At 63.7% G+C, this 25,368-nt stretch carries 26 protein-coding genes, 1 tRNA gene and 2 pseudogenes; 20 read left to right on the top strand and 9 right to left on the bottom strand.

Translation table 11 applies throughout. The features are described from left to right. Positions 1–2 precede the first annotated feature (2 nt). The 10 genes from AB8Z38_RS06765 to AB8Z38_RS06720 all read left to right on the top strand — a co-directional run bounded on the left by AB8Z38_RS06765 (position 3) and on the right by AB8Z38_RS06720 (position 6,042). Positions 3–1,346, top strand: coding sequence for a hypothetical protein (locus AB8Z38_RS06765; protein WP_369723666.1), 1,344 nt, complete (start codon positions 3–5; stop codon positions 1,344–1,346). Further along, on the top strand, positions 1,346–2,347 hold the full coding sequence (locus AB8Z38_RS06760; protein ID WP_369723665.1) for a hypothetical protein: 1,002 nt from the start codon (positions 1,346–1,348) through the stop codon (positions 2,345–2,347). Before AB8Z38_RS06765 ends, AB8Z38_RS06760 begins: the two co-directional genes overlap by 1 nt. After that, positions 2,296–3,492 carry a hypothetical protein gene (locus tag AB8Z38_RS06755; protein WP_369723663.1) on the top strand — a complete coding sequence of 399 codons (1,197 nt, stop codon included), beginning with the start codon at positions 2,296–2,298 and terminating at the stop codon, positions 3,490–3,492. Before AB8Z38_RS06760 ends, AB8Z38_RS06755 begins: the two co-directional genes overlap by 52 nt. A gap of 93 nt (positions 3,493–3,585) precedes the next feature. Continuing rightward, on the top strand, positions 3,586–4,347 hold the full coding sequence (locus AB8Z38_RS06750) for a hypothetical protein (protein WP_369723661.1): 762 nt from the start codon (positions 3,586–3,588) through the stop codon (positions 4,345–4,347). Beyond that, positions 4,325–4,522, top strand: a complete 198-nt coding sequence (locus tag AB8Z38_RS06745; RefSeq protein WP_369723660.1) for a hypothetical protein — start codon at positions 4,325–4,327, stop codon at positions 4,520–4,522. Before AB8Z38_RS06750 ends, AB8Z38_RS06745 begins: the two co-directional genes overlap by 23 nt. A 118-nt stretch (positions 4,523–4,640) precedes the next feature. After that, entirely contained in the window at positions 4,641–4,895 is a 255-nt protein-coding gene (locus AB8Z38_RS06740; RefSeq protein WP_369723658.1) for a hypothetical protein, read from the top strand. A gap of 41 nt (positions 4,896–4,936) precedes the next feature. Continuing rightward, positions 4,937–5,311 carry a hypothetical protein gene (locus AB8Z38_RS06735; RefSeq protein ID WP_369723657.1) on the top strand — a complete coding sequence of 125 codons (375 nt, stop codon included), beginning with the start codon at positions 4,937–4,939 and terminating at the stop codon, positions 5,309–5,311. 16 nt (positions 5,312–5,327) lie between these two features. After that, positions 5,328–5,489 carry a hypothetical protein gene (locus AB8Z38_RS06730; RefSeq protein WP_369723655.1) on the top strand — a complete coding sequence of 54 codons (162 nt, stop codon included), beginning with the start codon at positions 5,328–5,330 and terminating at the stop codon, positions 5,487–5,489. Next, the gene (locus AB8Z38_RS06725) at positions 5,486–5,683 is read left to right on the top strand and encodes a hypothetical protein (protein ID WP_369723653.1); all 198 of its coding nucleotides are present in this window, start codon (positions 5,486–5,488) and stop codon (positions 5,681–5,683) included. The genes AB8Z38_RS06730 and AB8Z38_RS06725 overlap by 4 nt, the downstream gene beginning before the upstream one ends. Further along, positions 5,683–6,042: a hypothetical protein gene (locus AB8Z38_RS06720; protein WP_369723651.1), complete on the top strand. Its 360-nt coding sequence runs from the start codon at positions 5,683–5,685 to the stop codon at positions 6,040–6,042. Before AB8Z38_RS06725 ends, AB8Z38_RS06720 begins: the two co-directional genes overlap by 1 nt. A 1-nt stretch (position 6,043) precedes the next feature. On the opposite strand, the gene AB8Z38_RS06715 is transcribed toward AB8Z38_RS06720, so the two are convergent. After that, the gene (locus tag AB8Z38_RS06715; protein ID WP_369723649.1) at positions 6,044–6,397 is read right to left on the bottom strand and encodes a hypothetical protein; all 354 of its coding nucleotides are present in this window, start codon (positions 6,395–6,397) and stop codon (positions 6,044–6,046) included. 81 nt (positions 6,398–6,478) lie between these two features. Then, positions 6,479–6,688 (bottom strand): hypothetical protein, encoded by a 210-nt coding sequence (locus AB8Z38_RS06710; RefSeq protein ID WP_369723648.1) that lies wholly within the window; start codon positions 6,686–6,688, stop codon positions 6,479–6,481. Between the two features lie 516 nt (positions 6,689–7,204). Here AB8Z38_RS06710 and AB8Z38_RS06705 point away from each other — a divergent pair. Both AB8Z38_RS06705 and AB8Z38_RS06700 read left to right on the top strand, forming a co-directional pair. Then, positions 7,205–7,459: a hypothetical protein gene (locus AB8Z38_RS06705; RefSeq protein WP_369723646.1), complete on the top strand. Its 255-nt coding sequence runs from the start codon at positions 7,205–7,207 to the stop codon at positions 7,457–7,459. After that, a complete protein-coding gene (locus AB8Z38_RS06700; protein ID WP_369723644.1) occupies positions 7,456–7,644 on the top strand; it encodes a hypothetical protein in 189 nt (62 codons plus the stop codon). The genes AB8Z38_RS06705 and AB8Z38_RS06700 overlap by 4 nt, the downstream gene beginning before the upstream one ends. A 318-nt stretch (positions 7,645–7,962) precedes the next feature. Here AB8Z38_RS06700 and AB8Z38_RS06695 read toward each other — a convergent pair. From AB8Z38_RS06695 to AB8Z38_RS06685, 3 genes are all read right to left on the bottom strand, one after another. Beyond that, a tRNA-Lys gene (locus AB8Z38_RS06695) sits at positions 7,963–8,038 on the bottom strand. Between the two features lie 274 nt (positions 8,039–8,312). Further along, entirely contained in the window at positions 8,313–10,976 is a 2,664-nt protein-coding gene (locus AB8Z38_RS06690; protein ID WP_369723642.1) for a glycosyltransferase, read from the bottom strand. Between the two features lie 215 nt (positions 10,977–11,191). Continuing rightward, positions 11,192–11,782 (bottom strand): beta-1-3, beta-1-6-glucan biosynthesis protein, encoded by a 591-nt coding sequence (locus AB8Z38_RS06685; protein ID WP_369723640.1) that lies wholly within the window; start codon positions 11,780–11,782, stop codon positions 11,192–11,194. Positions 11,783–12,113: 331 nt separating this feature from the next. Here AB8Z38_RS06685 and AB8Z38_RS06680 point away from each other — a divergent pair, with 331 nt between their 5' ends. Next, positions 12,114–13,673, top strand: a complete 1,560-nt coding sequence (locus tag AB8Z38_RS06680; RefSeq protein ID WP_369723637.1) for a beta-(1-6) glucans synthase — start codon at positions 12,114–12,116, stop codon at positions 13,671–13,673. Here the strand turns inward: AB8Z38_RS06680 and AB8Z38_RS06675 are convergent. Together AB8Z38_RS06675 and AB8Z38_RS06670 are read right to left on the bottom strand one after the other, a co-directional pair. Next, the gene (locus AB8Z38_RS06675; protein WP_369723636.1) at positions 13,633–14,013 is read right to left on the bottom strand and encodes a hypothetical protein; all 381 of its coding nucleotides are present in this window, start codon (positions 14,011–14,013) and stop codon (positions 13,633–13,635) included. The two genes, AB8Z38_RS06680 and AB8Z38_RS06675, sit on opposite strands and share 41 nt — an antisense overlap. Before the next feature lie 158 nt (positions 14,014–14,171). Beyond that, positions 14,172–15,578, bottom strand: a complete 1,407-nt coding sequence (locus AB8Z38_RS06670) for a hypothetical protein (protein WP_369723635.1) — start codon at positions 15,576–15,578, stop codon at positions 14,172–14,174. Between the two features lie 171 nt (positions 15,579–15,749). Here AB8Z38_RS06670 and glmU point away from each other — a divergent pair, with 171 nt between their 5' ends. Further along, positions 15,750–17,117, top strand: a complete 1,368-nt coding sequence (gene glmU, locus AB8Z38_RS06665) for a bifunctional UDP-N-acetylglucosamine diphosphorylase/glucosamine-1-phosphate N-acetyltransferase GlmU (protein WP_369723634.1) — start codon at positions 15,750–15,752, stop codon at positions 17,115–17,117. A 6-nt stretch (positions 17,118–17,123) separates the two neighbouring features. Here glmU and AB8Z38_RS06660 read toward each other — a convergent pair whose 3' ends face one another. Then, positions 17,124–17,342, bottom strand: coding sequence for a hypothetical protein (locus AB8Z38_RS06660; protein ID WP_369723633.1), 219 nt, complete (start codon positions 17,340–17,342; stop codon positions 17,124–17,126). A gap of 220 nt (positions 17,343–17,562) precedes the next feature. On the opposite strand from AB8Z38_RS06660, the pseudogene glmS reads away from it, so the two are divergent. The 6 genes and pseudogenes from glmS to AB8Z38_RS06630 form a co-directional block, all read left to right on the top strand. Continuing rightward, positions 17,563–19,390, top strand: a pseudogene (gene glmS, locus AB8Z38_RS06655) (glutamine--fructose-6-phosphate transaminase (isomerizing)). A gap of 89 nt (positions 19,391–19,479) precedes the next feature. Further along, a complete protein-coding gene (locus AB8Z38_RS06650) occupies positions 19,480–20,244 on the top strand; it encodes a DUF502 domain-containing protein (protein WP_369723632.1) in 765 nt (254 codons plus the stop codon). 105 nt (positions 20,245–20,349) lie between these two features. Continuing rightward, the gene (locus AB8Z38_RS06645; protein WP_369723631.1) at positions 20,350–21,207 is read left to right on the top strand and encodes a DUF1932 domain-containing protein; all 858 of its coding nucleotides are present in this window, start codon (positions 20,350–20,352) and stop codon (positions 21,205–21,207) included. 165 nt (positions 21,208–21,372) lie between these two features. Then, complete coding sequence (locus tag AB8Z38_RS06640) at positions 21,373–21,762, top strand: nuclear transport factor 2 family protein (RefSeq protein ID WP_369723630.1); 390 nt, start codon at positions 21,373–21,375, stop codon at positions 21,760–21,762. A gap of 105 nt (positions 21,763–21,867) precedes the next feature. After that, entirely contained in the window at positions 21,868–22,698 is an 831-nt protein-coding gene (locus AB8Z38_RS06635; protein WP_369723629.1) for a helix-turn-helix domain-containing protein, read from the top strand. Positions 22,699–22,951: 253 nt separating this feature from the next. Then, a pseudogene (locus AB8Z38_RS06630) lies at positions 22,952–23,209 on the top strand (ketopantoate reductase C-terminal domain-containing protein); the annotation flags it as partial. Here the strand turns inward: AB8Z38_RS06630 and recG are convergent. Beyond that, a complete protein-coding gene (gene recG, locus AB8Z38_RS06625) occupies positions 23,206–25,314 on the bottom strand; it encodes an ATP-dependent DNA helicase RecG (RefSeq protein WP_369723628.1) in 2,109 nt (702 codons plus the stop codon). The pseudogene AB8Z38_RS06630 and the gene recG sit on opposite strands and share 4 nt — an antisense overlap. Positions 25,315–25,368: the final 54 nt, after the last annotated feature.

The following is a 25,368-nucleotide window of genomic DNA, read 5'->3' as shown; positions in this document are numbered from 1 at the left end:
TGATGGGCATTTTTGACAGCTATTTCGACCCGAGCACCTATCAGGGCGGCGGCAGCGGCATGATTGACCGCCTGATGGCACAGTTGCAGACGCAATCGCAGTATCAGCCCTCGCAGGGCTTCCCTGGTGCGCCCATGAACGCAAATGCAGCGATGCCGGCGCAGGCGGCGCCGCAGAATGACCCGATCGCTGTTGGCAATTATCAGATGCCGCGGATTGGCGCCGGCTTCCCTGAGGAAGACAGCCCGTTACCGCGCCAGAGCGCGCAAGAGCAGGCGGCCGGCCAACTTCCCGCGCCGATGCAACAGTTGCCTCCGCAGCTTCAGCAGCCCTCTACCAGCGGTTTTGGCGACCACATTTCAGCCGGGTTGCACAACCTCGCGGGCAATCTGCACAACGGGCTTATCGGCTCGCTCTTGAGCGGCATCAGCGGTTTCGCAACCGGGGAGCGGAATGACCCGCAGGCCGTTGCACAGCAGACCGTGCGCCAGACCTATCAGGCACTGATTGCTGCCGGCATTCCCGAGCCGAAAGCGCGCTTGGCTGCTATCAATCCCGAATACGGCAAGTCGATCTTGGCGGACGCGCTCGGCAAAACCTACAATTTCACGACGCTGCCGGACGGAACGGTTGTGCGTCAAGATCCGAAAAACGGCACCGTTGAGCCGGTCTATTCGGGCGGCACCAAGCCTACTTTCGGCATCATTGGGGAGCAGGAAGGCGGCGGAAAGCAATACGGCTGGATTGATGCCGGCAAGCGCACCGTTGTGCCGCTCCAGGGCAGCGGTCCCGAGCGCGGCGATGCTGTGACCGGCCCTGATGGCAAGCTGATCCAGATCCCGCCCGGCGTCGATCGCAAGACCTTCGTGAACGAGATCAGCAAGACGAACGCGGATGCTGCAACCGGCAAGATGACCGAGGTACAGGCCAAAGCGTCGTCTTACGCGGCGCGTATGGAGCTTGCCGAAAAGACGCTGAAGTCTCTCGCTGGCGAGGGCTCCAGCTTCTGGAACCGCTTGACCGAAACCACGCCATTGATCGGCGGGACGGCGGCGACGACTTGGATGCAGAGCAACGATTATCAGAAGTATCGGCAGGCTCGCGACAACTTCATTAGCGGCGTTCTCCGACAGGAAAGCGGCGCGGCCATTGCTCCGTCTGAATTTACCCGCACGGAAAAGGAATACTTCCCGCAACCCGGTGACAGCGGGGACACCGTTGCGCAGAAGGCCAAGGCTCGAGCCGTTGTGATCGAGCAGATGAAGCGCGCGGCCGGTCCTGGCTACAAATCCCAGGCATCCGCCGTGGGCGATGCCCCGAAATCTGATCCGTTGGGTATCCGCTGATGCCGACCATTGCAGAGGTTCGGTCGCAATATCCGCAGTACAACGACATGAGCGACGTGGAGTTGGCGGGAGCCCTTCACGATCGTTTCTATTCGGACATGCCGCCCGATCAGTTTGCCGAGAAAATCGGGCTGAAGCCGGACAAGTATCAACAGGCCGCGATCGATGAGCAGTCCGCTCGCGATGCTGCCGGCGATACGTCACATGGTGGCGTAACCCGCCAAGCCATCGGCGCCGCGCTCAGCAACATTGCCCCGCTACCCCTTAAGGTCGCTGGCAAGGTGGCCGATACGTTGACGGGTGGACATGCTGCCGACTTGGCGCGCATGGGCCAGCAAGGCGCAAGCTTCAACCTGATGGACGAGCTGTATGCTGGCCTGGAGACGCCGGCCGAAATGTATCTGCACGGCACTATCAATCCGGCAGAAGGTTACAACTACGCGAAGGCCCGCGAGGATCTTGATTTGCAGCAGGCTCGAGAGAATACCGGCTATGCCGGTACGGCTGCCGAGTTACTCGGTGGCGCGGCGGGGGTGCGGGGCTGGCGCGGGGCGGCATCACTGCCGCTCGCTTCCTTGGTAACGGTCTGCTCGGACGTACAGCAGCCGCTGCCTTGGACGGCTCCGCCCTCGGCGGCCTCGCTGGTTTCGGTGAAGGCAACAGCCTTGCCGAGCGCGGCGCCAATGCGGGCACCGGCGCTTTGCTCGGTGGAGCGGTTGGCGGCGCCATGCCTGTTGCCGGCGCCCTTGCTAAAGGCGTTGCCTCGCCGTTCATCAGCAACATTATCGCTCGCATCGATCCCGCTGGTTATGGCCGGCGACAGGTTGCCAGAGCTATTGCGGAATCGGGCCGGTCAACTGCCGACATCGGCGGCGAGCTTGCCAATGCAGCAGCTGAAGGCCAAGGCGGCTACACGCTTGCGGATGCTCTTGGCAATTCAGGCCAGCGGATGCTCTCGACCGTTGCCCGCGCGCCCGGCGAAGGCCGAACCAACGTTGTGAACTATCTCGAGAACCGGCAGGCGGGCCAAGGTCGGCGCGTGCAGAACGCTCTTACCGAGGGTTTCGGCAGCCGCATGACGCCGGACGAGTTGCGCGGCACCATGGAAGCCGAGCGCGGCGCAATCGCGGACGACGCCTATGGGGCGGTTCGCAATGATGCCGGCCCGGTGGACGTGCGCAACGTGGTCGATCATATCGAGGCCAACGTTCCTGCTGAGCCGGCAGCACCTGACACCATTTCGGGACGTTTGCAGCGCTACGCTCGCATGTTGACCAACGGCGACGAAGAAAACCCGCAGTTCGTCTCCGATTTTGAGCATGTGCAACGTGTTCGCTCCGAGCTTTCGGATGAGGTGCAGAACGCCCGCCAGAGCGGTCAGGGCAACCGCGCCCGGATGCTTAGTCAGGTGCTGACGCATGTCGACAACTCGCTAGAGAATGCCTCTGAGGGCTTCCGGCAGGCCAACCGCGACTTTGCAGGCGCCTCCCGCAATATCGAGGCGATCGATGCAGGCCGTGCGGCTGCACAGCGCGGGCGCACCGAGGACACTATCGCGGCCTATCAGGGCCTTTCGCCTCGCGGCCAGCAAGCATTTCGCACCGGGTATGTAAGCCCGGCGATCGAACAGACTCAGGGCGCGGCCCTTGGCGTCAACAAGGCGCGGCCCTTCAGCGGAGATGCCTTCGCGGATGAGGCTGCGGCGATGGCGCCGGGCAACACCACCATGCAGCGCCGTCTTGGCCGTGAAATGCGGATGTTCGAGACCCGCAACACCGCGCTAGGCGGATCAAAGACCGCTGACAATCTGGCTGATGCCGACGCAATGGGAATTGACCCCTCCGTAGTCGGTCACGTGGTCCAAGGCAATTACGGCGCGGCGGTTCGATCGCTCATTAGCGCCGGCTCGAATGCCGTCACCGGAAATACTCCCCAGGTGCGACAGGCCGTTGCCGATCTTCTGTTGCGGAACGGCACGAACACAAACGGTGCAGAGCTTGACCGGCTTGTGGGCGAAACCATCCGGCGCATTCAGCACGTGCAGGAACTGGCGCGCACCGCACGAAGCGGCGCAAGCGGCGCGATCGCAGAGGCGCCCGCAGCAATCAAGAAACCCAAGATCTTCCCCAACCGCAAGGCAAGGTAATGAGCGAACGCGACAGAATCGACCGGCCAGTTTGCGCCAGCAGAACCCCTGACCGGCAAGGCTTATCTTGAGCACGAAGCCGGCTATATCCCGATGCCGGACGAGGAGGAAAGCCCGGACGAACTGACGATTGAAGACGCCGCTGAGAAGCTTTCGGACAGCAACACCCCGGAATCCGAGATCGTCACGCACATTGCTGGCGCCGACCTTCCCGACAATATGTCAATGACCGTTGAGCAGGCGTCAAAGTCTCTTTCGGACGCCCGAACAGCGGAAGACGCGGAAGCGGAGAGGCTGAAGGCTGATCAAATCCGCAAGGAGGTTGATGAGCTGCGCGGCGACAAGCCTGCGGACGATCAGCCGAAAGAGACGAAGGCCGAAAATCAGCCCGCAGACTCGAACGATTTGCCGATCCACGACGATCCCGACATCGCGAAAGCTCTTTCGAAACCTAAATTCGTGGAGGCCATCAAGGCCTATGACAACCAAGTGCAGCAGCAGGTAACTCAGGCCGTCGAACAGGCGAACGACTTCGCGCGGATGAGCTTCGCTGAGAACTTTCCGGAAATCTCCAACCTGCCGCCCCAGCAATGGGAAGGCGCTTTGATCGCTATGGCGCAGCAGGAACCGGAGCGGTTCAAGAGCGCGATCAATTCGCTCAATCGGGTGTCTCAGTTGCAGGCAGCCCGGCAGCAGCAGCAGGTTCAGCAGCAGCAGCGCGAACAGGTCGAGTTTCAGCACTACGCCAAGGCGGAGGATGCGCGCTTTGCCGAGTTGGTGAAGGACGAGCCGCCGGCACGACTGCGGGAAATCGAGGCGGAGATTCCTGAGGATGCTTTCGGAGCTTGGCGTTGATCCGCTGGAATTTCTGAAGGCCGGCAACGAAAGTCGCTTCCTGCGCACGGCGGCGGCGCAAAAAGTGCTGGTAGATGCGGCGAAGTATCGCTTGATGATGCAGGCACCGAAACCCGTTGCCGCCCGCACACCGCCCCCCGCGTGCAGCGGCCGGGGGCTTCCGCGCCGCGCTTGAGTGTGGAGGCAACCGATTTAGCGTCGCTTGAGCGGCAACTGGCATCCGCCACGGGCGACAGGCAGGTCCGACTTGCGGCCGATATTGTGGCGAAGCGCCGCGGAGGGAGGTAACGACAATGGCTGACGATCCCCGCAACTACATCGAACAGACGCAGGCCCGCGCCGTCGCCTATGAAGGCAAAGAACTATCTCCCGATGAGATGGCGAAGCACTTTGCCAAGGCTGAAATGGATGAGCGCGTGAATATCCTCGACCAGCTTGACCGCGATATGTCCGGCGGCGAGTTGAACCTAAACGAAGCCGCGAGATTGCACGGCTATGTGAAGGCCCTCCAGGGTATGCACCATACCTTGCGCAAGGTTGGTCGATGACGGAGCCGACGACCTTTGGCCGATGGTGCGAGCTAAGCAACATGAAGCCGACCCCGGCGACGCCGATGATGGTGGCGCGTTTCGTTGCCGATATCGCGCCGTGGGGCATCGATAAGATTTGGCCGATCGTGCAGCAAATCTCCCGCGCTCACTACACCGTCGGGCTTGCTGATCCGACATTGGGCGGTCCGGTTGCGGCTACCATCAATGAGATTGCGAAGATCGAGCCGCCTCGGTCGTGGCCGAAAGAGCAAAAAGCGAGGTTTGCGCAGTTACCGTACGATTTGCAGGTGTACGCCGCAAACCACGATAGGCAGCGAGAGAGGGAAATCCATCGCGCGCATAGCGAGGCGGCAAAGCTTAGGCAAGAGCTAGCAAAGGTGAAGAATGGCAAGCCCGAAAACGTTGCCGCTTGAAGAGCGGATTACGGCGATGCGCGCGGAGATCGACGCCGCAATTGACGCGCATGTTGCGGAGATCGTTAAAACCTGCCCCGGCGTTCCGGCCGGCGCTATTCGTAATTCCATCACCCGTGGCATGGGCTGCCAGTGTGCGGCCTATCTCCAGATCCTGGAGAAGGATCAAGCGGCATGAGCGAGCATTTCGGGTTGCTGGCCTACATCGCGGAGGCGGCAGAGATCCAGCAGCAACTTGGCTGCTCGTCTGACGAAGCATTCGAGATCCAGCGCCATCTAGCCGCAGAGCGCGAAGCAGAGCGTGAGAAGGCCGAGCAATACGAGCAGGCCGCTGCGGAGAGCAACGTCATTCCCTTCCGTGCGAAGCACTGATGAGCTGGCTCGACACTCTCAAGGGGCGCGCGCAGGAGGCGAAGGCCAAGCCGGCAGAGGCAAGACCGGCGCCCAAGCCTCGCCAAAGGCGAGAGATCAAGCTGGCATGGTTTCAGACAGCAGCACCGAGCGATCGGGATGAGTGCGGAGCGGTGGAAGCCGTACGCTACTTCGTGGCCGATGGCGTCGTGACGATCTGTGACGAGCGCGGCAAGCCAACCGGCAAGACGGCGGTGCTGGCAGAGCGTGACGAACCGGGCGCGATCGCGGCACGGATGGGGCGGGCTGGATGGATCGCGTCCGGCGTCGGCGGCGGCTTTAATCGGCCAATCCAGTACCGGCCGCTCGGGATAGCCTAGATTACTTTTCCGATTTACCACCTTGGATTACTGAGAACCGCGACGGCGGCTGCGGCGGTCTTTCGTCATCTACAAGTTCTTCAAAAAGGCGCTGCGCAGAATCTAGGAATGTTTTTTCCAAATCACCGGCTTCATGTTCCTTAATCACCGCGATCATTTCCCGAACCTGCTTCTTTGCAGCCTCCCGGGGCAGAATCTCACGTTTGACAAAGGAATAAAGCAATCGAGTAAGCGCCCAATTCTGCCCTTCAGCGACAACAAGACGTTCGTCAATCCCGGCGATCACCGCATTAAATTCGGCCACGGCTTCGTTAACTTGCTGCATCCAAGTTTCGACATCCACCATCTCAGACATTTCGGTGCCTCCCCTTGCGCGATTCAACCGGAACGGGCGCGCAAAGGCAATGGCTCCTAGACGGCTTGATGCGCTACAGTTTTACTTCCTGGCCGCTTGTGTCTGCGCGATCACAAGCGCCTGGATTACATCAGGCAGATCGGAGAGTGGCAGCACAAGACGAGCAACAATGACTCCCGTGCCGTTCTGGCGGCTGAAGAGCGCAATGCGAGCGCTGTCCCCCACGATTTTCACTTCGTGGACGCCGTCAAAGAAGACATCGGCTTTGTTATGTGGGTCGAATACTTCCATGGTGTTCTTCCAATAGAACGCGCCGAGGCGCCCCGATGGGGATGGATTTTTAAGCAAATCAGGTGCAGGCTCGTCCGTGGGTGTCAGAACCCGGACCGAAATAGGCCGGCCGTCGATTGGCGTCGATGGCTGCCGAAAGCGCAACAGCCTTGGCGGGCTGTCTTGGCGCTAAGGAGCGCCTTGGCGGGCGCGCCGTTCTGGCTTTATGCCGGGGGCGTTGCGCCATGTCCAGAGCCTTGCGGCTTAAAAGCGCGACGACCTGTCTTTCGGCAGGTTCTGACCCCCCGGCTGCCCAGTCTGTCACTGGGCGCGGCTGTCAGAAGCCAAACCGAAAGCACCACCATGATTATCCCCCTACAACGGCCAGCGGACTCCCCCTGCGAGCTTGTGGCGCGCCTGGCTATCCAACAGCGCACCAGAGAAACGGCCCTCAGGCGCCTCCGCAGACTCAGGAAGAAGGCAGCGGCCGAAATTGATCGGCTGATAGCCTTCCTCGACCAGTCGGACGAATACGTCATGACCGAGCTGGAGGACGACATTTCAGCCGACCTTGAGGACGACAACCCCGCCGAGCACGACGACCCGGCGGAGCATGACGGCAGCGACGAACCGTCCCTCGGAAGCCTCGACCACCACCATAGCCAAGAGCGATGGGCGGCGGGAGGCCGTCGCGATCTGGAGCAGGACCACGCCGAAAGCGGCATTGCCGACCATGACGGGCTGCTCGAGCAGATCGGGCGCGAAGACTGGCAGCATACGGTGATGGCATGAAGGTGGAGAACTGGCACCGTCGCCAAGCAATCGTTCTGGCGAGTCAATTGCCGGAGAATACCGAGGACGCGCTGGCCGTGTTGCGGCTGGCAAGTCAGCTTGTGACGGATTTCCTGGCTGAGGACGAGCCGACGCACAAGCCCGCGTCGGTTGTCGTCCTGATCGGAGGCAACGAATGCGCCTGATGCGGCTTCTACTTGGCAGGCTCTGCTTCCGGCTCAGCCTGTACATTGCAATAGCCGGCAAGGACATCAGCGGGCTGGAGTTTGCCCCCGACCCGCCGTTTCCGCCGTATCACTGCTGACGACTGAGGCCCGCCGGTTCACGCTGGCGGGCTTTTACTTGCGCTCAGTGTCGCGAACAGCACGACGACCAACAAAACCCAGCCGACGATATCCACGGCCGTCATAGCCCGCCCTCGCTTGTGGACAGGCCGTGTACAGATGCCCGGATCGGCTTTGGATGAGGGAAGAGAAAATCTGCGCTAAGTGCTTGATTTTGCTTGGTGAGCGCGCTGGGGCTCGAACCCAGGACCCCGTGATTAAAAGTCACGTGCTCTACCGGCTGAGCTACGCGCTCCCATGGCCGCTGGATGGCTTCGAGATTGATGGCCATCGTCTTCGGTCATTTCGAAAAGCATGTCTTGCCGGATCATGCTTTCGGCTCGCGCTGTGTAGGGGGACGGGGCGCTGAGGTCAATAGCGCAGGAGGCTGCCGAAGATGGCGGCAGAGATGGGGATTCGGACAATTTTTCCGTCGCTTAGAGCGGGATTTTCATCCCGATTGGCCGCCCGCATCTACGCCGAAGACCACCTGACTTTTCATCACGCGGCCTTGGCCGGCGATTGGCGCGTCAATTCGCCTCCCGCCGCACCTCGCTCGGCACCGGCTGCGGGTTGCCGGCAGGGGTCGGTAGCGCCACCGGGCGGAGCCCGATCAGCTCGGCGCTGCGGATCGCGCTGTCGCGCCAGAACTGGAACGAGTTGATGCGGCTGAGCTCGAGGATCGCGATGGCGACCGCGGCCAGGAACGGCAGGCTTTGCAGCACCAGGACGCCTGCGAAAATGTAGATCTCGGTGATCTGGCGGAAACTGTTCGACGCAATCAGCACGCCGGCGCCGATCAGGAGCAGGGCGCCGATCACCGCTTCCCAGAATGCCTGGAACTCGATCGACATCCGCGACAGCCCGCCCTTTGAGGTGCGCGCGAACGCAATGTGCTCGGTGATCAAGCCTTGGGCGACCGCCCGCGACACGGTCCACTGCACGCTCATTGCCGCGATCATGGCGCCCAGCATCTGGCCGGGCTTGATCGCAACGCGCGCGCGGTACATCGACAGGAAGTGCGCCAGCGAGACGATGAAGGCGGCGATGATCGGCAAGGTCAAAATTTTGTCGGGGATGGCGATGTCGGCAAAGGCGACGATCGGCACCCAGACGAGATTGAGCAGCGCCACGACCACACCGAGGCTTTCGGCCCCGAGCCAGTTCAACCAGCCCAAACCGTATTCGCGCCTCTGGTCGGGCGTGAGCCGGCTAGCGCCCGGCAGGAAGCGCCGCCAGTGCTTCTTCACGATCTGGAGGCCGCCATAGGCCCAGCGGTGACGCTGCTTCTTGAAGGCCTCGTAGGTGTCGGGGAGCAGGCCACGGCCGTAGCGGTGGTTGGTGTAGTGGGTCACCCAGCCGAGCTCCTGGATCGCGAGGCCGAGATCACTGTCCTCGCAGATCGTGTCGCTCGACCAGCCGCCGGCCATGTCCATCGCGGCGCGGCGGATCAGGCACATCGTGCCGTGCACGATGATGGCGCTGACCTCGTTGCGCTGGACCATGCCGATGTCGAAGAAGCCGGCATACTCGCCGTTCATGATGTAGTGCATGATCGACAGATCGCCGTCGCGATGCTCCTGCGGCGCCTGCACCAGGCCAACGCGCGGGTCGGCGAAGGCCGGCACGAGGTCCTTCAGCCAGTCGGGATCGACGACATAGTCGGCATCGAGGATGCCGATGATCTCGGCGTCCGCAGCGGTCCGATCCATCGCAATCCGCAGAGCGCCGGCTTTAAAACCCTTCACCTTCTCGGCGTTGATGAACTTGAAGCGTTCGCCGAGCGCGCGGCAATGGTCCTGGATCGGCTGCCAGAAGGCGGGATCAGGCGTGTTGTTGATGATGACGACGCATTCGTAGTTCGGATAGTCGAGCCGCGACAACGCATCGAGCGTCTGCTTGAGCATCTCGACCGGCTCGAAATATGCCGGGATGTGGATCGAGACTTTTGGGAAGTAGGTCTCCGGGACGTTGTCGACCGGCTTGCCCTTGGTCAGCAGCCGTTGCGGCGGCCGGCCGAAGGCCACCGCTGCGATCTCGTCGATGCGCGCCATCGCGATCAGGACGAGGGGAACAAGGAGAATCATGCCGAGCGTCAGCGCAAACGCCGAGCCGAAGATGAAATAGTGCCCGTTCCAGAACGCGAACACGGTGGCGGCCCAGGCGCCGACACCGTTCGCGGCAGCCGACAGCAGAAACGCCTGCCGCGCGGTCGGCTGCTGCAGCCGCAGGATCGGCAGCGACAGCAGGATGCCGACCAGAAGTGCTATTCCCATCAGCTTCCAGTAGTCGAGATTCTCGACCGGGCCGGTCCAGGCGAATTTCGGCTCACGGTTGGCGTTGAGGATGCCCCAGTACGGACCGACGCCGCCTTCGAAATACTTCCAGGGCTGATCGATGGCTTCGACGATGTTGTACTCCATGCCGAGGCCTTCGGCACGGCTGACGAAGTTGCGCAAGGTCAGCGCCTGCTGGAACGGGCCGGGGTCGGCGTTGCGTAAATTATAGCCCGCGCTCGGCCAGCCGAACTCGGCGATCACGATGCGCTTGCCGGGGAACAGGTTGCGCAACAAATTGTAGCGGTCGACCGCTTGGTCGACGGCCTGGTCCGAGCGGAAGTTTTCCCAGTAGGGCAGTACGTGGGCGGCGATGAAATCGACGTTGGAGGCGAGGTCGGGATTGTCGCGCCAGATGTTCCAGATCTCGCCGGTGGTGACGGGCACGCGGACCGCGCTCTTCACCCTCTTGATCATCTCGATGAGGTCTTCGACCTTCTGCTCGCCGCGGTAGATCACTTCGTTGCCGACGACGAGCCCGTTAACGTTGCTGTTCTTGCGGGCGAGCTCGATGGCGGCCTTGATCTCCCGCTCGTTGCGGTCCGGGTCCTTGCCGATCCAGGCGCCGACCGTGACCTTGAGCCCGAACTCGGCGGCGATCGGCGGCACCAGTTCGTTGCCTTCCGTCGCGGAGTAAGATCGGACGGCACGCGTGAGGGTCGAGAGCTTTTTCAGATCGGCACGAATCTTGTCGGGGTCGACATTGTCGTCGACAACATGTCCCGGCTCGAACGGCGTATAAGACAGGCTGGGCAACAGGCCCCTGAAGTCGGGCGCGGGTTCCCTGTCGCGCATGACTCCCCAGATGCCGGCGTGAAGCACGGACACAAGCAACAGAACGGCGGCGACAACGCGCATCGCGGCTAAACCAAACGGGGCTGAAATGGCAGGGAAGCGGATCCGACCCCGAGATCCGACCAAGTTCGCGGCAAGTGGAGCATATCTCTGCCGCGCGGTTTCACAACTGTCATGCCCTCATGTCCATACGAGGGCACGCCTTTTTCACAGAAGCGCGGCAGTGCCAACAATCGCTATCGCCGATCGTTCCTGAACGAAGGCTGAAACGATCGCGGCTATTTCTGGGGCGCGGGCGAGGGGCTGGCCGCGGGTGACGGGCTTGCGGCCGCCTGCGGCTGCGCGCTGCCGGCGGTCGGCGCCGCCGGTTGGGAGGCCGCGGCCGCCGCCTGCTGCGGCTGGGAGGCCGGGTTGATCCAGCAAGCGTGCACACGGCTGTCCAGGGTCTCGGCGACCTTCGGATCGATCTGGGCGCCGAAGCGGGTCAGGCAGCGAAACGCCGCCTGGATGTGGCCGCCGGGGCAGCCGAAGCGGTCGTAGAGATCGAGGTGGCGGAAGGCGGTATCGAGGTCATCCCGCCACATCAGCCGCACCACGCGCCGGCCGAGCCAGACGCATTCCGGGTTACCGGCGGGACCGTTGATGACTTGGGCGGCTTCCGCGAACTCGTCGGTGCGGCGCTGGTTCTGGGCCGCATCCTTGGCGGCGTCGGCGGGCTGGGTCGCGGCCTTGCCCTGGTCGGGGGCCGGCGAGCCGCTCTGGGCGGAGGCGTCACCGAGACCGATCAGGAAAACCACGGAGGACACGGCCAAGATGGCGGCGAACTGCCGCAGGGCCGCATTTCGTAACTCGAACACCCGTCGCCGCATGAATTCCCCAATGTCTCAGCTGACCGCCCGCGCGGAGGACATCGCGGACGCAATGGTGATGGCGTCCAAATGGGTCTCCAATGCGGCGGAAAAGTCCCGCAAAATCTGATGGCCTGTATTTGGATTTTTGTCCAGCAAAGTCACCGTCCTGAGCCTCGGTCCAACGGCCGCAGGCCAATTCCCCGGGGGGAGCGAAGGATCCATCGCACCGTCCCCCCTTGGCAGATGGCGTGCGAGCAGGTAATCGACGGGCCCTTCGCGGAGGACGGAACCGATTTCACTTCGTACGCCATTGGCGCTCCTGCTCGTCTCCCTCTGTACGATTGCTGCCGTGTGGTGGTGGCTGGCCACGCCGATCACCCTCGCGCGCGCGCCAATCGATCCCAATGACAAGGTCCAATGCGTCTCCTATGCGCCGTTCCGCGGCGATCAGACGCCGCTGAACGAATGGACCCATATCGAGGCCGACCAGCTCGAGCAGGATCTGCGCCAGCTCAAGCAGATCACCGACTGTGTGCGCACCTATTCGATCGAGAACGGGCTCGACCAGGTGCCGGCGGTCGCGACGAAGATCGGCGGGCTGAAGGTGATCCAGGGCATCTGGCTCGGCAGCAACCGCGCCAAGAATTTTGCGCAAGTGGCGACCGCCGTCCGCCTCACCAAGGAATTCCCCGGCACCATCTCCGCGCTCGTCGTCGGCAACGAGGTGTTGCTGCGCGGCGAGATGACGACGTCCGATCTCACGGCCATCATCCGCTCGGTGAAGGCGCAGGTCACCGTGCCCGTCACCTATGCCGACGTGTGGGAATACTGGCTGAAGAACCGCGAGGTCTACGACGCCGTCGACTTCGTCACGATTCACATCCTGCCTTATTGGGAAGACATGCCGGTGCGGGCGAAATTCGCTGCCGCCCATGTCGAGTCGATCCGCGAGCGGATGGCTGTCGCGTTTCCCGGCAAGGAGATCTTGATCGGCGAGACCGGCTGGCCGAGCGAAGGCCGCATGCGCGACGGCGCGCTGCCGTCCCGCACCAACCAGGCACGCGTGGTCTCGGAGATCCTCGGCCTTGCAAAGGCGCAGAAATTTCGCGTCAATCTGATCGAGGCCTATGACCAGCCGTGGAAGCGCCGGCTCGAAGGCACCGTCGGCGGCTATTGGGGCCTGATCGATTCCGTGCGCCGGCAGCTGAAATATCCGCCGGGCGAGCCGATCAGCAATTTCCCGTTCTGGAAATGGTACATGGGTGCCGGCATGGGGTTAAGCGTGCTGGTGTTCGCGGTCGCCGGCCTCACGCTGCGGCGCAGGCCCTGGACGCCGCGCTTCTCGGCCTGGCTCGGCGTCGGCATCTCCGCGACGTCGGCCGGCATCCTGCTCGGGATCGCCGCCGACAAGATGTTTTATGAGAGCTATGGCTGGGGCGGCTGGCTGCAATGGGGCCTGCTGCTGGCGGCCGGCATCCTGTCGCCGATCTTCTGCGCGCAGGCGCTGGTGATTGGCCGCAGCCTGCCGACCTTCCTCGATATTCTTGGTCCGCGCGAGGAACGGAAATGGTCGAAGCTCACGGCCGTGCTCGGCCTGACGCTGGCGGTGACGGCCGTGATCGCGGCCGAGACCGCGCTCGGATTCGTATTCGATCCGCGCTACCGCGACTTCCCCTATGCCTCGCTGACGATGGCGGTGGTGCCGTTCGCGCTTCTGATGCTTAACCGCGCCCAGATCGGCGTGCGTCCGATCGCGGAGGCTGCCTTCGCCGGGCTGCTGGCGCTGTGTGCAGCCTATACGCTTCTGAACGAAGGTCGCGAGAATTGGCAGTCGCTCTGGACCTGCGCGATCTACCTGTTGTTCGCGCTCACGCTGTGGCGGGCGCGGGCCGCGCAAAGCCAAGGATGAGCAGGCCGATCGCCAGCCCCGCCAGCACGATGTTGTAGAGCACGATGCCGAGGCCGGCGGCGATCACGCCCAGGGTCAAGAGCACGATCGAAGGCCGCATCAGGTTCAGCGTCGCGATCACAAGCGCGACGATGCCGAACACCGAATTCTTGAACAGCGACGTGGAGACCGCGCGCGCCTTGCAGATCAGGGTCTGCAAGCCGGCATCGCACGCGAGCGCCACTTGCGAGAACTCGACCGCGAAATAGCGCACGTAAAGCGCCCAGCCGACGGTGACGAAACCGACGACGATCAGGAACTGTACCTGGTAGGGCGTGAGGCGAAAGGGCTTTTTCTTCATGGGGGCAATATGGTCGGGAAGGGGAGAGCGGGCAACAGTGTTGCGCGGAAATTTTGTGCCCAACGCGGCCATCAAGATCAGCCAGTTGGCGGCCGCTTTTTGAGTGGCGCAGTCTCAGGCGATGCGCTGCGGCAACCCGATCAAAAGCCCTGATCGTCCTACCGTCTGAAGAACGACGATATAGTCGAACTCGCCGACGTCGTCTCAGGCTTAGCCTGAGCGGCTGGCTGTGGGGCAGGTGCCGGCGCGGGCTCCTCGCGCTTTGAGGTGCGCTTGGAGGAATAGCTGCGGCGGTGCTTGTCGGGCTTGACTGCCGGGGCAGGCGCGGTCTCGGCTTGGGGCACGGCGTCCTGGCTCTTCTCGGTATTCTTCTCCGAGCCCTTGTCCTGCTTCTCCTGTCCACGCATCGAGAGGCGCTGGCCGTCGAACACGGTCGTCTCGCAGTGCCGGTCGTTCTCGGCGAGACCTGCGCAGAGCTTTGCCGCGGCGGCGGCATTGATGAGCGGGCCGGCGCCTAAGCGAAGCTGCATCCCTAGCCCGGTGTTGCCTTCCTTGATCATGATGATCGGCCGCAACACTGCGATCTCCGGGTTCGACTTGCTGAGCCCGCGCCACAGCGCGCGCAGGCCGTCGATCGAGTTCGCGCCGCCGAGATCGATCGCGAAGCGCGTCTGCTGAACCGCGATCGCAGGAGCCTCGCTCTCGGCTGCTTCCGCTGGCTTGGCCGATGCTGCCGCGACTTCGGTCGGGGCGGCGGCGGGCTCGGGCTTGTTTTCTGCCGCCTTCTCAGTTGTCTCGGCCTGAATCAATTTCGATGCAGCAGGATCGGGCGGCGCCATCATCGACTTTGATGGCACCAGCGGAAGCATCGGCTGGGCCGAGGTCGTCGCCGGCGATTGCGGTACGAGCGAGGCCGCAGCGGCGGTCTGCGGCGGCAGGCTTGGCTGGTCCTTCGCAACTTCTTTCGAAGTGTCCTTCGAAATTTCCTTCGAGGTATCCTTCGAGCTTTCCTTCTGGCTTTCCTTGGGGTCCCTGGCGGCACCCGCGCGCGGTCTGTCGACCAGCGATGCTGCCGTGGAGGTGACCGGCGCGACCTCCGGTGCGGACGCCGCCGGCGGCGCGGCGGCCATCGGCGCGTCCTGCGGCTTCGAGGCGGGCGCCTGCGGCAATGTGGGGGTCTGCTTGGCGATGGCGCCGGTCACGGACTCCAGCCCTTGCTCCAGCACGGTGACGCGGGAATAGAGCCGGTCGCGATCACTGTTCAACGTCTCGATGGCGGAGGCCAGGCGACGCGCTTCGTTCTGGCTCTCCTTCGTCAGGATCTGCAGCCGGTCGGCCTGGCGGGACAGATCGAGCGAGGCGACCTGGTCGCGTCGCCAGCCGAGCTGGGCCTGGTTGGCCAGCACGGCGAGCACGACGGCGCCCACGGCCGCCACGCCCCACGAGCCCAGCCGCCACATCATGCCGCGGTTGAACGTGCTTTCCTCGGCCAAAAGTCCGGAGAACAGCCCGCCGGTCTCCTTGGTGCCGAAGGCGTCCGCCAGTGGGTCGGAATCTTTCGCCATGAAGTTTTAAGTGCCCAGCCCTGTCTGGCTTCCCCGAATCAATCAGGGAACATTAACAGGAAAAGCGTCCCGCACTTGAACTCCGGGCGTTTGCGGGGGTAGCAAGGCGATAGCTCATGACGGCACGCCCTGCCGCCGCAGATCGATTCGGCCGCATCTGACAGGATTTTGATGACCGCCCGCTCCAGCCTCACGATCGTGCTCGCCGCCGGTGAAGGCACGCGCATGCGCTCACGCCTGCCGAAAGCGCTGCATCCGGTCGCAGGCGAGAGCCTGCTTGCCCATGTGCTCGCCGCCGCGCCGCAGGGAACCGGCGCCGCGCTCGCTGTGGTGATCGGTCCCGACCATCACGCGGTGGCCGACGCGGCCAGGCGGATTCGCCCCGACGCCCTGATCTTCGTGCAGTCCGATCGGCTCGGCACCGCGCATGCAGTGCTGGCGGCGCGCGAAGCCATCTTGCGGGGCGTGGATGATCTCCTGATCGCGTTCGGCGACACGCCGCTGATCTGGGCCGAGACGTTGGGACGGCTGCGCGCGCCGCTCGCCAAAGGCGCGGCCATCGCCGCGCTGGGTTTTCGCGCCGCAGATCCTACCGGCTACGGCCGCTTCATCGTCGAGGGCAATCGCCTGGTCGCGATCCGCGAGCAGGCCGACGCCAGCCCCGAAGAGCGCAAGATCAACCTGTGCAATGCCGGCGTGATGGCGATCGATGGGCGCCGTGCACTCGCGATCCTGGACAAGATAGGCAATACCAATTCGAAGGGCGAATATTATCTGACGGACGCGGTCGAAATCGTCCGCGAACAGGGATGGGAGTCCGTGGTGATCGAGACCAGTGAGGACGAAGTACGCGGCATCAACACCAAGGCGCAGCTTGCGGAAGCGGAAGCGGTGATGCAGGGGCGGCTGCGCAAGGCCGCGATGGAGGCCGGCGTCACGCTGGTCGCGCCGGAGACCGTCTATCTCGCCGCTGACACCGTATTCGGCAAGGACGTGACCATCGAGCCATTCGTGGTGATCGGCCCCGGCGTGTCGATTGCCGACGGCGCGGTGATCCACTCCTTCTCGCACATTGTGCAGACCACGCTCGGCAAGAACGTCTCGATCGGTCCCTATGCGCGGTTGAGGCCCGGCACCACGCTCGGCGATGGCGCGCGCATCGGCAATTTTGTGGAGACCAAGGCCGCGACGCTGGAGGCCGGCGTCAAGGTCAACCATCTCTCCTACATCGGTGACGCCACGATCGGCGCCAATTCCAACATCGGCGCCGGCACCATCACCTGCAACTATGATGGCTTCAAGAAGCACAAGACCATCATCGGCGAGGGCGCCTTCATCGGCACCAACTCTTCGCTTGTCGCGCCGGTGAAAATCGGCAAGGGCGCCTATATCGGCTCGGGCTCGGTGATCACGCGCGACGTGCCCGACGATGCGATGGCGCTGGAGCGCAACCAGCAGACCATCCGAGAAGGCGGCGCCGCGCGCTACCGCGAGATGAAGACGGGCGGTAAGAAGAGCGAAAAGAAGCCGGAGGCCTGAGCGGCGTTATTCGTCGTCGGCGAATTCGGAGAAGATCGCGCGCGTGAGGCGCCAGCCGCGCGGCTTGGCACGTTTCGCGGGCTCGCCGGCCGCATGCTTGACGAAGACGGGCTTGCTTTCGTTGCCGCGCTGCGGCGGTGGCCAATGTGCAAGGTGCGTGCCCGTGGTCTCGCTGGCGCGCACGGACATCGATGACAGACCTTTGCGGTCGGATGAGGCTTTCATGGCCTTGATCTCCCGGGCGTGAATCGTTGGCCAAACTTGTTGACAACGAGTTAACGCGCGCGGTTAAAGGCCGGCCACATCGACGCACGTGAAGGCGTGCCGTCAGCGATGCTGTCGTAATCCGTCATAATTATTGAGTATCTGGTTCCTTAGGAACTTCGCTAAAAACCGAGCGCGTCGTTTAGGCGATTTTTCGACGATTTGGGGGATATTGATCCGCATGTGCGGGATTGTCGGCATTCTCGGGCGCGAGCCGGTTGCAGAGCAATTGGTGGATTCGCTCAAACGTCTTGAATATCGCGGCTACGATTCCGCCGGCGTCGCCACGCTCGAAGGCAGGCATATCGAGCGCCGTCGTGCCGAGGGCAAGCTGAAGAATCTGGAGAAGCGGCTGGAGACCGAGCCGCTGAAGGGCACGACCGGCATCGGTCACACCCGCTGGGCCACGCACGGCAAGCCGACCGTCAACAACGCGCATCCGCACGCAACCGAGCGCGTCGCCGTCGTCCACAACGGCATCATCGAGAATTTCCGCGAGCTGCGCGAGGAGCTCGAGCACAAGGGCACGGTGTTCCACACCCAGACCGACACCGAAATCGTTCTGCACCTGGTCGACGATCTCTTGAGGCGCGGCAACAAGCCGGTGGAAGCGGTGAAGCTCACGCTGGCGCGGCTGCGCGGCGCCTTCGCGCTCGGCTTCATCTTCGCCGGCGACGACGATCTCATGATCGGCGCTCGCAATGGGCCCCCCGCTTGCGATCGGCTATGGCGACGGCGAGATGTATCTCGGCTCCGACGCCATCGCGCTCGGCCCGTTTACCGACACGATCAGCTACCTCGAGGACGGCGACTGGGTCGTCCTGACCCACACGAGCGCTGCGATTTTCGACAAGGACGGCCATGCCGTCCAGCGCGACAGGATCAAGCATGCCGCCTCGACCTCGCTGGTCGATAAGGCCAACTATCGCCACTTCATGGCGAAGGAAATCCACGAGCAGCCGGAGGTGGTCGGCCACACGCTGGCGCGCTATGTCGACATGGCGACCGAGCGCGTCTCGCTGCCGGTCAAGCTGCCGTTCGACTTCAAGGACATCCAGCGCATCAATATCACGGCCTGCGGCACCGCCAGCTACGCCGGCATCGTCGCAAAATACTGGTTCGAGCGTTTTGCGCGGGTGCCGGTCGAGGTCGATGTCGCCTCCGAATTCCGCTACCGCGAAGCGCCGTTGCGCAAGGGCGATCTGGCGATCTTCATCTCGCAATCCGGCGAGACCGCCGACACCCTGGCCGCGCTGCGTTATGCCAAAGCCGAGGGCGCGCACACCATTGCCGTCGTCAACGTGCCGACTTCGACGATCGCACGCGAGAGCGAGACCGTGATGCCAACGCTGGCCGGGCCGGAGATCGGCGTCGCATCGACCAAAGCCTTCACCTGCCAGCTGATGGTGCTCGCAAACCTTGCGATCGCGGCCGGCAAGGCCCGCGGCGAATTGTCCGACGAGGACGAGACCAAACTGGTTCACGGCCTGGTCGAGATTCCGCGTCTGATGGCCGATGCGCTGACCACCGAGATCCAGATCGAAAAGCTGGCGCACAGGATCGCCAAGTCCCGCGACGTGCTCTATCTCGGCCGCGGCACCAGCTTTCCGCTTGCGCTCGAAGGCGCGCTGAAGCTGAAGGAGATCTCCTATATCCATGCCGAGGGCTATGCCGCCGGCGAGCTCAAGCACGGGCCGATCGCGCTGATCGACGAGACCATGCCGGTCGTCGTCATCGCGCCCTATGACCAGGTGTTCGAGAAGACGGTGTCCAACATGCAGGAGGTCGCCGCGCGCGGCGGCAACATCATCCTGATGACGGACGCGAAGGGCGCGGCAGAGGCAACGGTGGAGTCGCTCGTCACCATCGTCATGCCCGACATGGCGGCCGCCTTCACCCCAATGGTCTATGCCGTCCCGGTTCAGCTCCTCGCCTACCATACGGCGGTGGTGATGGGCACCGATGTCGACCAGCCGCGCAATCTCGCCAAATCGGTGACGGTGGAATAGGCGAAAGGGAACGGGCCGGGACGCTAGGTGGTCTTCAAAAACCTGCTAGAAGACCCTAGCTTGAACGAAGCGACCGACCTGGAACCCGAATGACCACCCGCGACGACACGCCTGCGCCTGTGGATGCGGCCCCGGAACCGCATACCGGCCTGATCGGCCGTTTCCGCAACTATTTCCTGACTGGCCTCGTGGTGACCGGGCCGATCGCGATCACCCTGTATCTGGTCTGGTGGTTCGTCACCTGGGTCGATGGCGTGGTGCGGCCGTTCGTGCCGCTGGCCTATCGGCCCGAAACCTATATGCCCTACGTCGTTCCCGGCTGGGGTCTGATTGTCGCAGTTTTCGCGCTGACGCTGCTGGGCTTCCTGACCGCCAATTTGATCGGCCGCACCCTGGTCGATCTCGGCGAGACTTTCGTCGGCCGTATTCCGGCGGTGCGCGCCGTCTACCGTGGCCTGAAGCAGGTGTTCGAAACGCTGTTTTCGGGCAAGGGCTCGAGCTTTCGCAGAGTAGGCCTGGTCGAGTTTCCATCGCCGGGCATGTGGTCGATCGTGCTGATCTCGCAGGCACCCAACGAGGACGTCGCGCGCAGCCTGCCGGGGCAGGAGGAGCATGTCTCGGTGTTTCTGCCGTGCTCGCCGAACCCGACCACCGGCTTTTTCTTCTACGTGCCGAAGAGCAAGATCGTCGAGGTCGACATGAGCACCGAGGACGCCGCGACGCTGATCATGTCGGCCGGCGTGGTGCAGCCGGGGTCGGCGCCCGATCCGAAGAAGGCGGCGGCCCTCGCCGGCATGGCGAACGCCGCGCGTATTGCCCAGGCCTCTACACTCCAGCCTGCGAAGGCGGAGTAGGGCCATTCCCCCGCGGGATGGCCGCGTTCACGCAGGCGCGTCCGTCCTCTGCTATGATTCCACTCGACCTGAGCGCACGGCTCGGCTTTCGAACTGGAGTTTGCGATGTCCCCAACCATAGCGATCCTCGCGCCCGGTGCCATGGGCAGTGCGGTCGCCCGCCGCCTCAACGAGAACGGCGCGCGCGTGCTCACGTCGCTCAGGGGGCGGAGCGAGGCGACGCTGAAACGGGCGGCGGATGCCGGCATGATTGGCGCCGAGGACGAGGCGATCGCAGACGCTGACATCATCCTTTCGATCGTGCCGCCGGGCGAGGCGGTTGCGCTGGCTGAGCGGCTGGCCTCCCTGATCGTCCGGCGCGAGAAGAAGCCGGTCGTGGTCGACTGCAATGCGGTCAATGTCGACACCGTGCTGCGGATCGAGGAGATCATTGGCTCGGCGCAGGCGCCGTTCGTCGATGCCGGCATCATCGGCTTCCCGCCGCAGCCCGGCGGCAAGAGTCCGGCATTCTATATGTCCGGCGAGCACGCCAGGGACGTTGCCGTGCTGAAAGACCTGGGCCTCGACATACGCATCGTCGAAGGTCCGGTCGGCGCGGCGTCCGCGCTCAAGATGTCCTACGCCGGCATCGTCAAGGGCTTGGCCGGGATCGGCTCGGCGATGGTGATCGCGGCCACCAAAGCCGGTGCAGCGGACGCGCTCCGCAACGAGCTCGCGCTGAGCCAACCCGCAATTTTGGCGCGCCTCGAAGTCGCGCTGCCCGACATGATCCCGAAGGCCTATCGCTGGGTCGCGGAAATGCGGGAGATTTCCGGCTTCCTCGGGCCCGATCATCCGGCCAGCCAGATCTACGAGGGTTTTGCGAGGTGGTTCGAGCATCTGGCTGGAGATGCAACGGGCGACGGGATCGATACCGACCTGATGAAGGCGTTTGCGGAAAAAAGCGTCAACAAGAGGGGCTAGCTGCTCCCACATCAGGGCACCGCCTTTGTCGACGCGCGATGCCCGCTTTATTACCTCCGATGTAATTGAGCCAAGTCGCCGTCCGACTACTGTCCTGGTCGTCCACCGCCGCGGAGCATTCGATGAAGCCTTCCGGCGCATGTGTCACCGCATCAGGAGAGCGATATGCAAGTCATGTTTACCAGGAGAGAGCCGCCGCAATGGCTTCTCGATATGTGGAAAGAGATCGACGACAAGACGTTCGGAAAGGGCTTTGACTGTTTTGCCGAGGATGCCGTCTGCAACCTCGGCGTGGCAGACTGGAAAGGCCGCGAAGCGATCCGCGCCAATCTGAAGGCCTTCATCGATACCGGGTTCACCGCCCTGCATCACGTCACCGAATATTGGGATGCCGGCTCCCTCAAAGTGTTTTGTGGCATCGTCGACATGACTCCCGACGACCGATCGGCGGCGACGGTGCATCCCACGATGACCCATTTTTTCTACATGGACGAGAAGGACGACACCAAGGTGCGTCGCTGGGTCGGTGCCGTGGGGCCGGTGGCCTTCGGGTGATACCTTCGTTCTGCCCCATCGGGCGGCGGAGCTGCCTCGCCGACGCCGGGGCACCTCCGCCGCCCAAAAGCGCAGATTGCGCTCCGACAACAAGGATCGGTCGAGATGAAGGCTGCGGCCAGTGAGCTCAAGACGAGAGCCAGCTCTGCGGGCGCGCTGCTGCGGCAATGGCGGGACATTCGCGCCAAGACGCAGCTCGATCTGTCGTTCGATGCCGGCGTCTCCCAGAAGCACATCAGTTTTGTCGAGAGTGGCCGCAGCGTTCCGAGCCGCCAGATGCTGCTCGACCTTGCGCAAGCCCTCGACGTCCCGTTGCGCGAGCGAAACGAGCTGCTGCTGGCCGCCGGCTACGCGCCGTCCTATTCCGATCCCGCGCTCGATACGCCAGCCATGGCAAGCATCAATCGCGCCTTGCGCCGCATGCTGCGTCAGCACGAGCCGTTTCCGGCCATCGTTATGGACCGCCACTGGAACGTGCTGATGACCAACGAGGCCGCACCGGGGCTGTTCAATTGTTTCATCGACATGTCGGCACGACCCGCTCCCCGCAACCTGCTGCACCTGATGTTCGATCCGGACGGCATGCGTCCCTTCATCGCGAACTGGCCGCAGACCGCCCGTGGACTGCTCGCACGGGTACATCGCGAGGCGGTCGGACACGTCGTCGATCTGACGACGAAGGCGCTGCTGGAGGAACTGTCGCAATACCCCGGCGTGAAGCCGGAATGGCGCGCGCCGTCGGCCTCCGATGCGATGCCTATGATCCCGCTCAGTTTCGTCAAGGACGGCGTGAGGCTGGACTATTTCTCCATGATCACGACGGTCGGAACGCCACAAACGGTGACGGCGGAAGAGCTGCGGCTCGAATGTATGTTTCCGGCCAATGATGCGACCGAATCCGAGCACGGCAGGTTCATGCGCGCGCATGCCAGGTGAGGGGCGTCGCCGCGAGTCCACCTGATCGCTATGTGCCAGGCTCTTCCCGCGTCGTCATGGCGAGCGCAGCGAAGCGTTCCAGAGTCTTACTGTGGAGGGATTCTGGATTGCTTCGCTGCACTCGCAATGACGAGGAGGAGACGGCGCGTGGCCGATCTGTTATTGTTTCTGCGGAAGCAATTCCTCCCCAATGGGAGTTCGTATGAGAGTACTCGTCATCGGCGCGGGAGCGCTTGGAGGCTATTACGGAGCTTCCGTTGCGACCGCTTCGGGCTTTGAGCCGCGCGCCCCGTTCATCGAGTTTGACCGGAAGCTGTTCACGACCCTGGACTCCCCGCTCAAGGCCTCGATGCTGCGCGACGTCGAGCGCGGCTCGATCACCGGGGCGGAGCACATCCTCGGCGACATGGCCAATCGCGCCCGTGCACTCGGCATCGACACGCCCTTGCTGGATCTCGCCCGGGCGCATGTGGCGGCCTATGAGGTTGGACGTCAGAGAGCTGCGGGCTAACCCGCCCCGATCAGCGGGATCGCTTCGTCCCGTTCGTACAGATACAGCAGGCAGCGTAGCGCCTCGCCACGTTCGCCCTTCAGCTTGGGGTCGTCCTTCATGATGCGCAGCGCCTCGTCACGGGCTTGCGTGATCAGCTGGCCGTGGACCTCGGAGCGCGCGATGCGGTAGCCGGGCAGGCCGCTCTGGCGCACGCCGAGCACGTCGCCTTCGCCGCGCAGCTTCAGATCCTCCTCGGCGATGCGAAAACCGTCGGTGGTCTCGCGGATCACTTTCAGCCGCGCCTTCGACATCTCGCCGAGCGGTTCCGAGTACAGCAGCAGGCACGTCGAGGCCTCCGAGCCGCGCCCGATGCGACCGCGCAGCTGGTGCAGCTGGGCCAGGCCAAAACGCTCGGCGTTCTCGATCACCATGATGGTCGCGGCCGGCACGTCGACGCCGACCTCGACCACGGTGGTCGCGACCAGGAGCCCGATCTCGTGGGCCGCGAACTGCGCCATGACCTGGTCCTTCTCGGTGCCTTTCATCTGGCCGTGGACCAGGCCGACGCGATCGCCGAAACGTTTTTGCAGGCTCTCGAAACGTGTCGTCGCGTTGGTCAGGTGCTCGGTACCCTCGGCCTCGGACTCCTCGACCAACGGACAGATCCAATAGACCAGCTTGCCGGCCTGAAGCGCGCGGCCGATGCTCTCGGTGACTTCGTTGAGGCGGCTCATCGAGACGGTGCGGGTTTCAATCGGCTGGCGGCCGGCGGGTTTTTCGCGCAGCTCGGAAATGTCCATGTCGCCGAAATAGGTCAGCACCAGCGTGCGCGGAATCGGCGTGGCGCTCAGCACGAGAACGTCAACCGCTTGGCCTTTTGACGTCAGCGCAAGACGTTCGCGGACGCCAAAACGATGCTGCTCGTCGACCACGGCAAGCGCGAGATCGCTGAAGATCACGTCGTCCTGGATCAGCGCGTGGGTGCCGACCAGCAGGTCGATCTCGCCCGTGGCGAGCCGATCGATGATGTCGCGCCGCTCCTTGCCTTTTTCGCGCCCGGTGAGGATCGCGACCCGCATCCCGGCGCGTTCCGCCAGCGGCGCGATGGTCTTGATGTGCTGGCGCGCCAGAATTTCGGTCGGGGCCATCAGCGCGGCCTGCTTGCCGACTTCGGCCACGGCCGCCGCGGCAAGCAGCGCCACCACGGTCTTGCCCGAGCCGACATCGCCCTGCAGCAGGCGCAGCATCCGCACGGGTTGTTGCAGATCGTTGGCGATCGCCGCCGCCGCCTCGCGCTGGGAGGATGTCAGCGCGTAGGGCAGAGCATCGATGATCTTGTTGCGCAAATGCCCGTCGCCGGCATTGCGCACACCGGCCGGGCGGCGCAGCTGTGCGCGGATCAGTGCCAGCGCGAGCTGCCCCGCGAGCAGTTCGTCGAAGGCCAGACGCGACCAGAAGGGTTGATCAGGCAAGATGTCCGTGAGCTCGACCGGCTGGTGGACCCGGGTGAGGGCCTCCGCGACCGGCGGGAAGTTGCAGCGGCGCAGCACCTCCGGGCTGATCCATTCCGGCAGGGCCGGCAGTTTTTGCAGCGCCTGTGCGACCGCGCGACGCAGCGAGCCGAGTGCAAGCCCTTCGGTCAAGGGATAGACGGGATCGATGCCCGAGAGCTTTGAAATCGCCTCCGCGTCCAGCACCCGGTCGGGATGCACGATCTGCGGGATGCCGTCGTACATTTGCAGCGTGCCGGAGACGTAGCGCTTCTCGCCCATCGGCAGCAGCTTTTCGACGTAGCCGGGCTTGGCCCGGAAGAACGTCAGGACGACGTCGCCGGTCTCGTCGCTGGCATAGACCAGATACGGCGCGCGCGCATTGCGCGGCGGGGGCGGGCGGTGGCGGTCGACGGTGACCTCCAGCGTCACCAAGGTTCCCTGGACGGCATCGCGGATCTTCGGCCGCGCCCGGCGGTCGATGACCTGGCTCGGCAGATGCAGCAGGAGATCGACCAGCCGCGGCGTCTCATCGCGGCTGAGCAGATAGCGCAGCAGCTTGTCCTGCTTCGGACCGACGCCGGGCAGGCTGGTCACGGGAGCAAACAGCGGATTGAGCAGGCTGGGGCGCATCAGGGTGAATCTAGGATCGTTTCGACCCGTCATGCCCGGCTTTATGCCAGGCAT

It is taken from the genome of Bradyrhizobium sp. LLZ17 (assembly GCF_041200145.1).
Classification (GTDB): Bacteria; Pseudomonadota; Alphaproteobacteria; order Rhizobiales; family Xanthobacteraceae; genus Bradyrhizobium.
This window is presented reverse-complemented; position numbering and strand designations above follow the sequence as displayed.

What these genes read in the sequence shown, in the direction of transcription:
- AB8Z38_RS06765 (WP_369723666.1), top strand. Translation starts at nt 3, where the DNA reads ATGGGCATTTTTGACAGCTATTTCGACCCGAGCACCTATCAGGGCGGC.
- AB8Z38_RS06760 (WP_369723665.1), top strand. Translation starts at nt 1,346, where the DNA reads ATGCCGACCATTGCAGAGGTTCGGTCGCAATATCCGCAGTACAACGAC.
- AB8Z38_RS06755 (WP_369723663.1), top strand. Translation starts at nt 2,296, where the DNA reads ATGCTCTCGACCGTTGCCCGCGCGCCCGGCGAAGGCCGAACCAACGTT.
- AB8Z38_RS06750 (WP_369723661.1), top strand. Translation starts at nt 3,586, where the DNA reads ATGCCGGACGAGGAGGAAAGCCCGGACGAACTGACGATTGAAGACGCC.
- AB8Z38_RS06745 (WP_369723660.1), top strand. Translation starts at nt 4,325, where the DNA reads ATGCTTTCGGAGCTTGGCGTTGATCCGCTGGAATTTCTGAAGGCCGGC.
- AB8Z38_RS06740 (WP_369723658.1), top strand. Translation starts at nt 4,641, where the DNA reads ATGGCTGACGATCCCCGCAACTACATCGAACAGACGCAGGCCCGCGCC.
- AB8Z38_RS06735 (WP_369723657.1), top strand. Translation starts at nt 4,937, where the DNA reads ATGAAGCCGACCCCGGCGACGCCGATGATGGTGGCGCGTTTCGTTGCC.
- AB8Z38_RS06730 (WP_369723655.1), top strand. Translation starts at nt 5,328, where the DNA reads ATGCGCGCGGAGATCGACGCCGCAATTGACGCGCATGTTGCGGAGATC.
- AB8Z38_RS06725 (WP_369723653.1), top strand. Translation starts at nt 5,486, where the DNA reads ATGAGCGAGCATTTCGGGTTGCTGGCCTACATCGCGGAGGCGGCAGAG.
- AB8Z38_RS06720 (WP_369723651.1), top strand. Translation starts at nt 5,683, where the DNA reads ATGAGCTGGCTCGACACTCTCAAGGGGCGCGCGCAGGAGGCGAAGGCC.
- AB8Z38_RS06715 (WP_369723649.1), bottom strand. Translation starts at nt 6,397, where the DNA reads ATGTCTGAGATGGTGGATGTCGAAACTTGGATGCAGCAAGTTAACGAA.
- AB8Z38_RS06710 (WP_369723648.1), bottom strand. Translation starts at nt 6,688, where the DNA reads ATGGAAGTATTCGACCCACATAACAAAGCCGATGTCTTCTTTGACGGC.
- AB8Z38_RS06705 (WP_369723646.1), top strand. Translation starts at nt 7,205, where the DNA reads ATGACCGAGCTGGAGGACGACATTTCAGCCGACCTTGAGGACGACAAC.
- AB8Z38_RS06700 (WP_369723644.1), top strand. Translation starts at nt 7,456, where the DNA reads ATGAAGGTGGAGAACTGGCACCGTCGCCAAGCAATCGTTCTGGCGAGT.
- AB8Z38_RS06690 (WP_369723642.1), bottom strand. Translation starts at nt 10,976, where the DNA reads ATGCGCGTTGTCGCCGCCGTTCTGTTGCTTGTGTCCGTGCTTCACGCC.
- AB8Z38_RS06685 (WP_369723640.1), bottom strand. Translation starts at nt 11,782, where the DNA reads ATGCGGCGACGGGTGTTCGAGTTACGAAATGCGGCCCTGCGGCAGTTC.
- AB8Z38_RS06675 (WP_369723636.1), bottom strand. Translation starts at nt 14,013, where the DNA reads ATGAAGAAAAAGCCCTTTCGCCTCACGCCCTACCAGGTACAGTTCCTG.
- AB8Z38_RS06670 (WP_369723635.1), bottom strand. Translation starts at nt 15,578, where the DNA reads ATGGCGAAAGATTCCGACCCACTGGCGGACGCCTTCGGCACCAAGGAG.
- glmU (WP_369723634.1), top strand. Translation starts at nt 15,750, where the DNA reads ATGACCGCCCGCTCCAGCCTCACGATCGTGCTCGCCGCCGGTGAAGGC.
- AB8Z38_RS06660 (WP_369723633.1), bottom strand. Translation starts at nt 17,342, where the DNA reads ATGAAAGCCTCATCCGACCGCAAAGGTCTGTCATCGATGTCCGTGCGC.
- AB8Z38_RS06650 (WP_369723632.1), top strand. Translation starts at nt 19,480, where the DNA reads ATGACCACCCGCGACGACACGCCTGCGCCTGTGGATGCGGCCCCGGAA.
- AB8Z38_RS06645 (WP_369723631.1), top strand. Translation starts at nt 20,350, where the DNA reads ATGTCCCCAACCATAGCGATCCTCGCGCCCGGTGCCATGGGCAGTGCG.
- AB8Z38_RS06640 (WP_369723630.1), top strand. Translation starts at nt 21,373, where the DNA reads ATGCAAGTCATGTTTACCAGGAGAGAGCCGCCGCAATGGCTTCTCGAT.
- AB8Z38_RS06635 (WP_369723629.1), top strand. Translation starts at nt 21,868, where the DNA reads ATGAAGGCTGCGGCCAGTGAGCTCAAGACGAGAGCCAGCTCTGCGGGC.
- recG (WP_369723628.1), bottom strand. Translation starts at nt 25,314, where the DNA reads ATGCGCCCCAGCCTGCTCAATCCGCTGTTTGCTCCCGTGACCAGCCTG.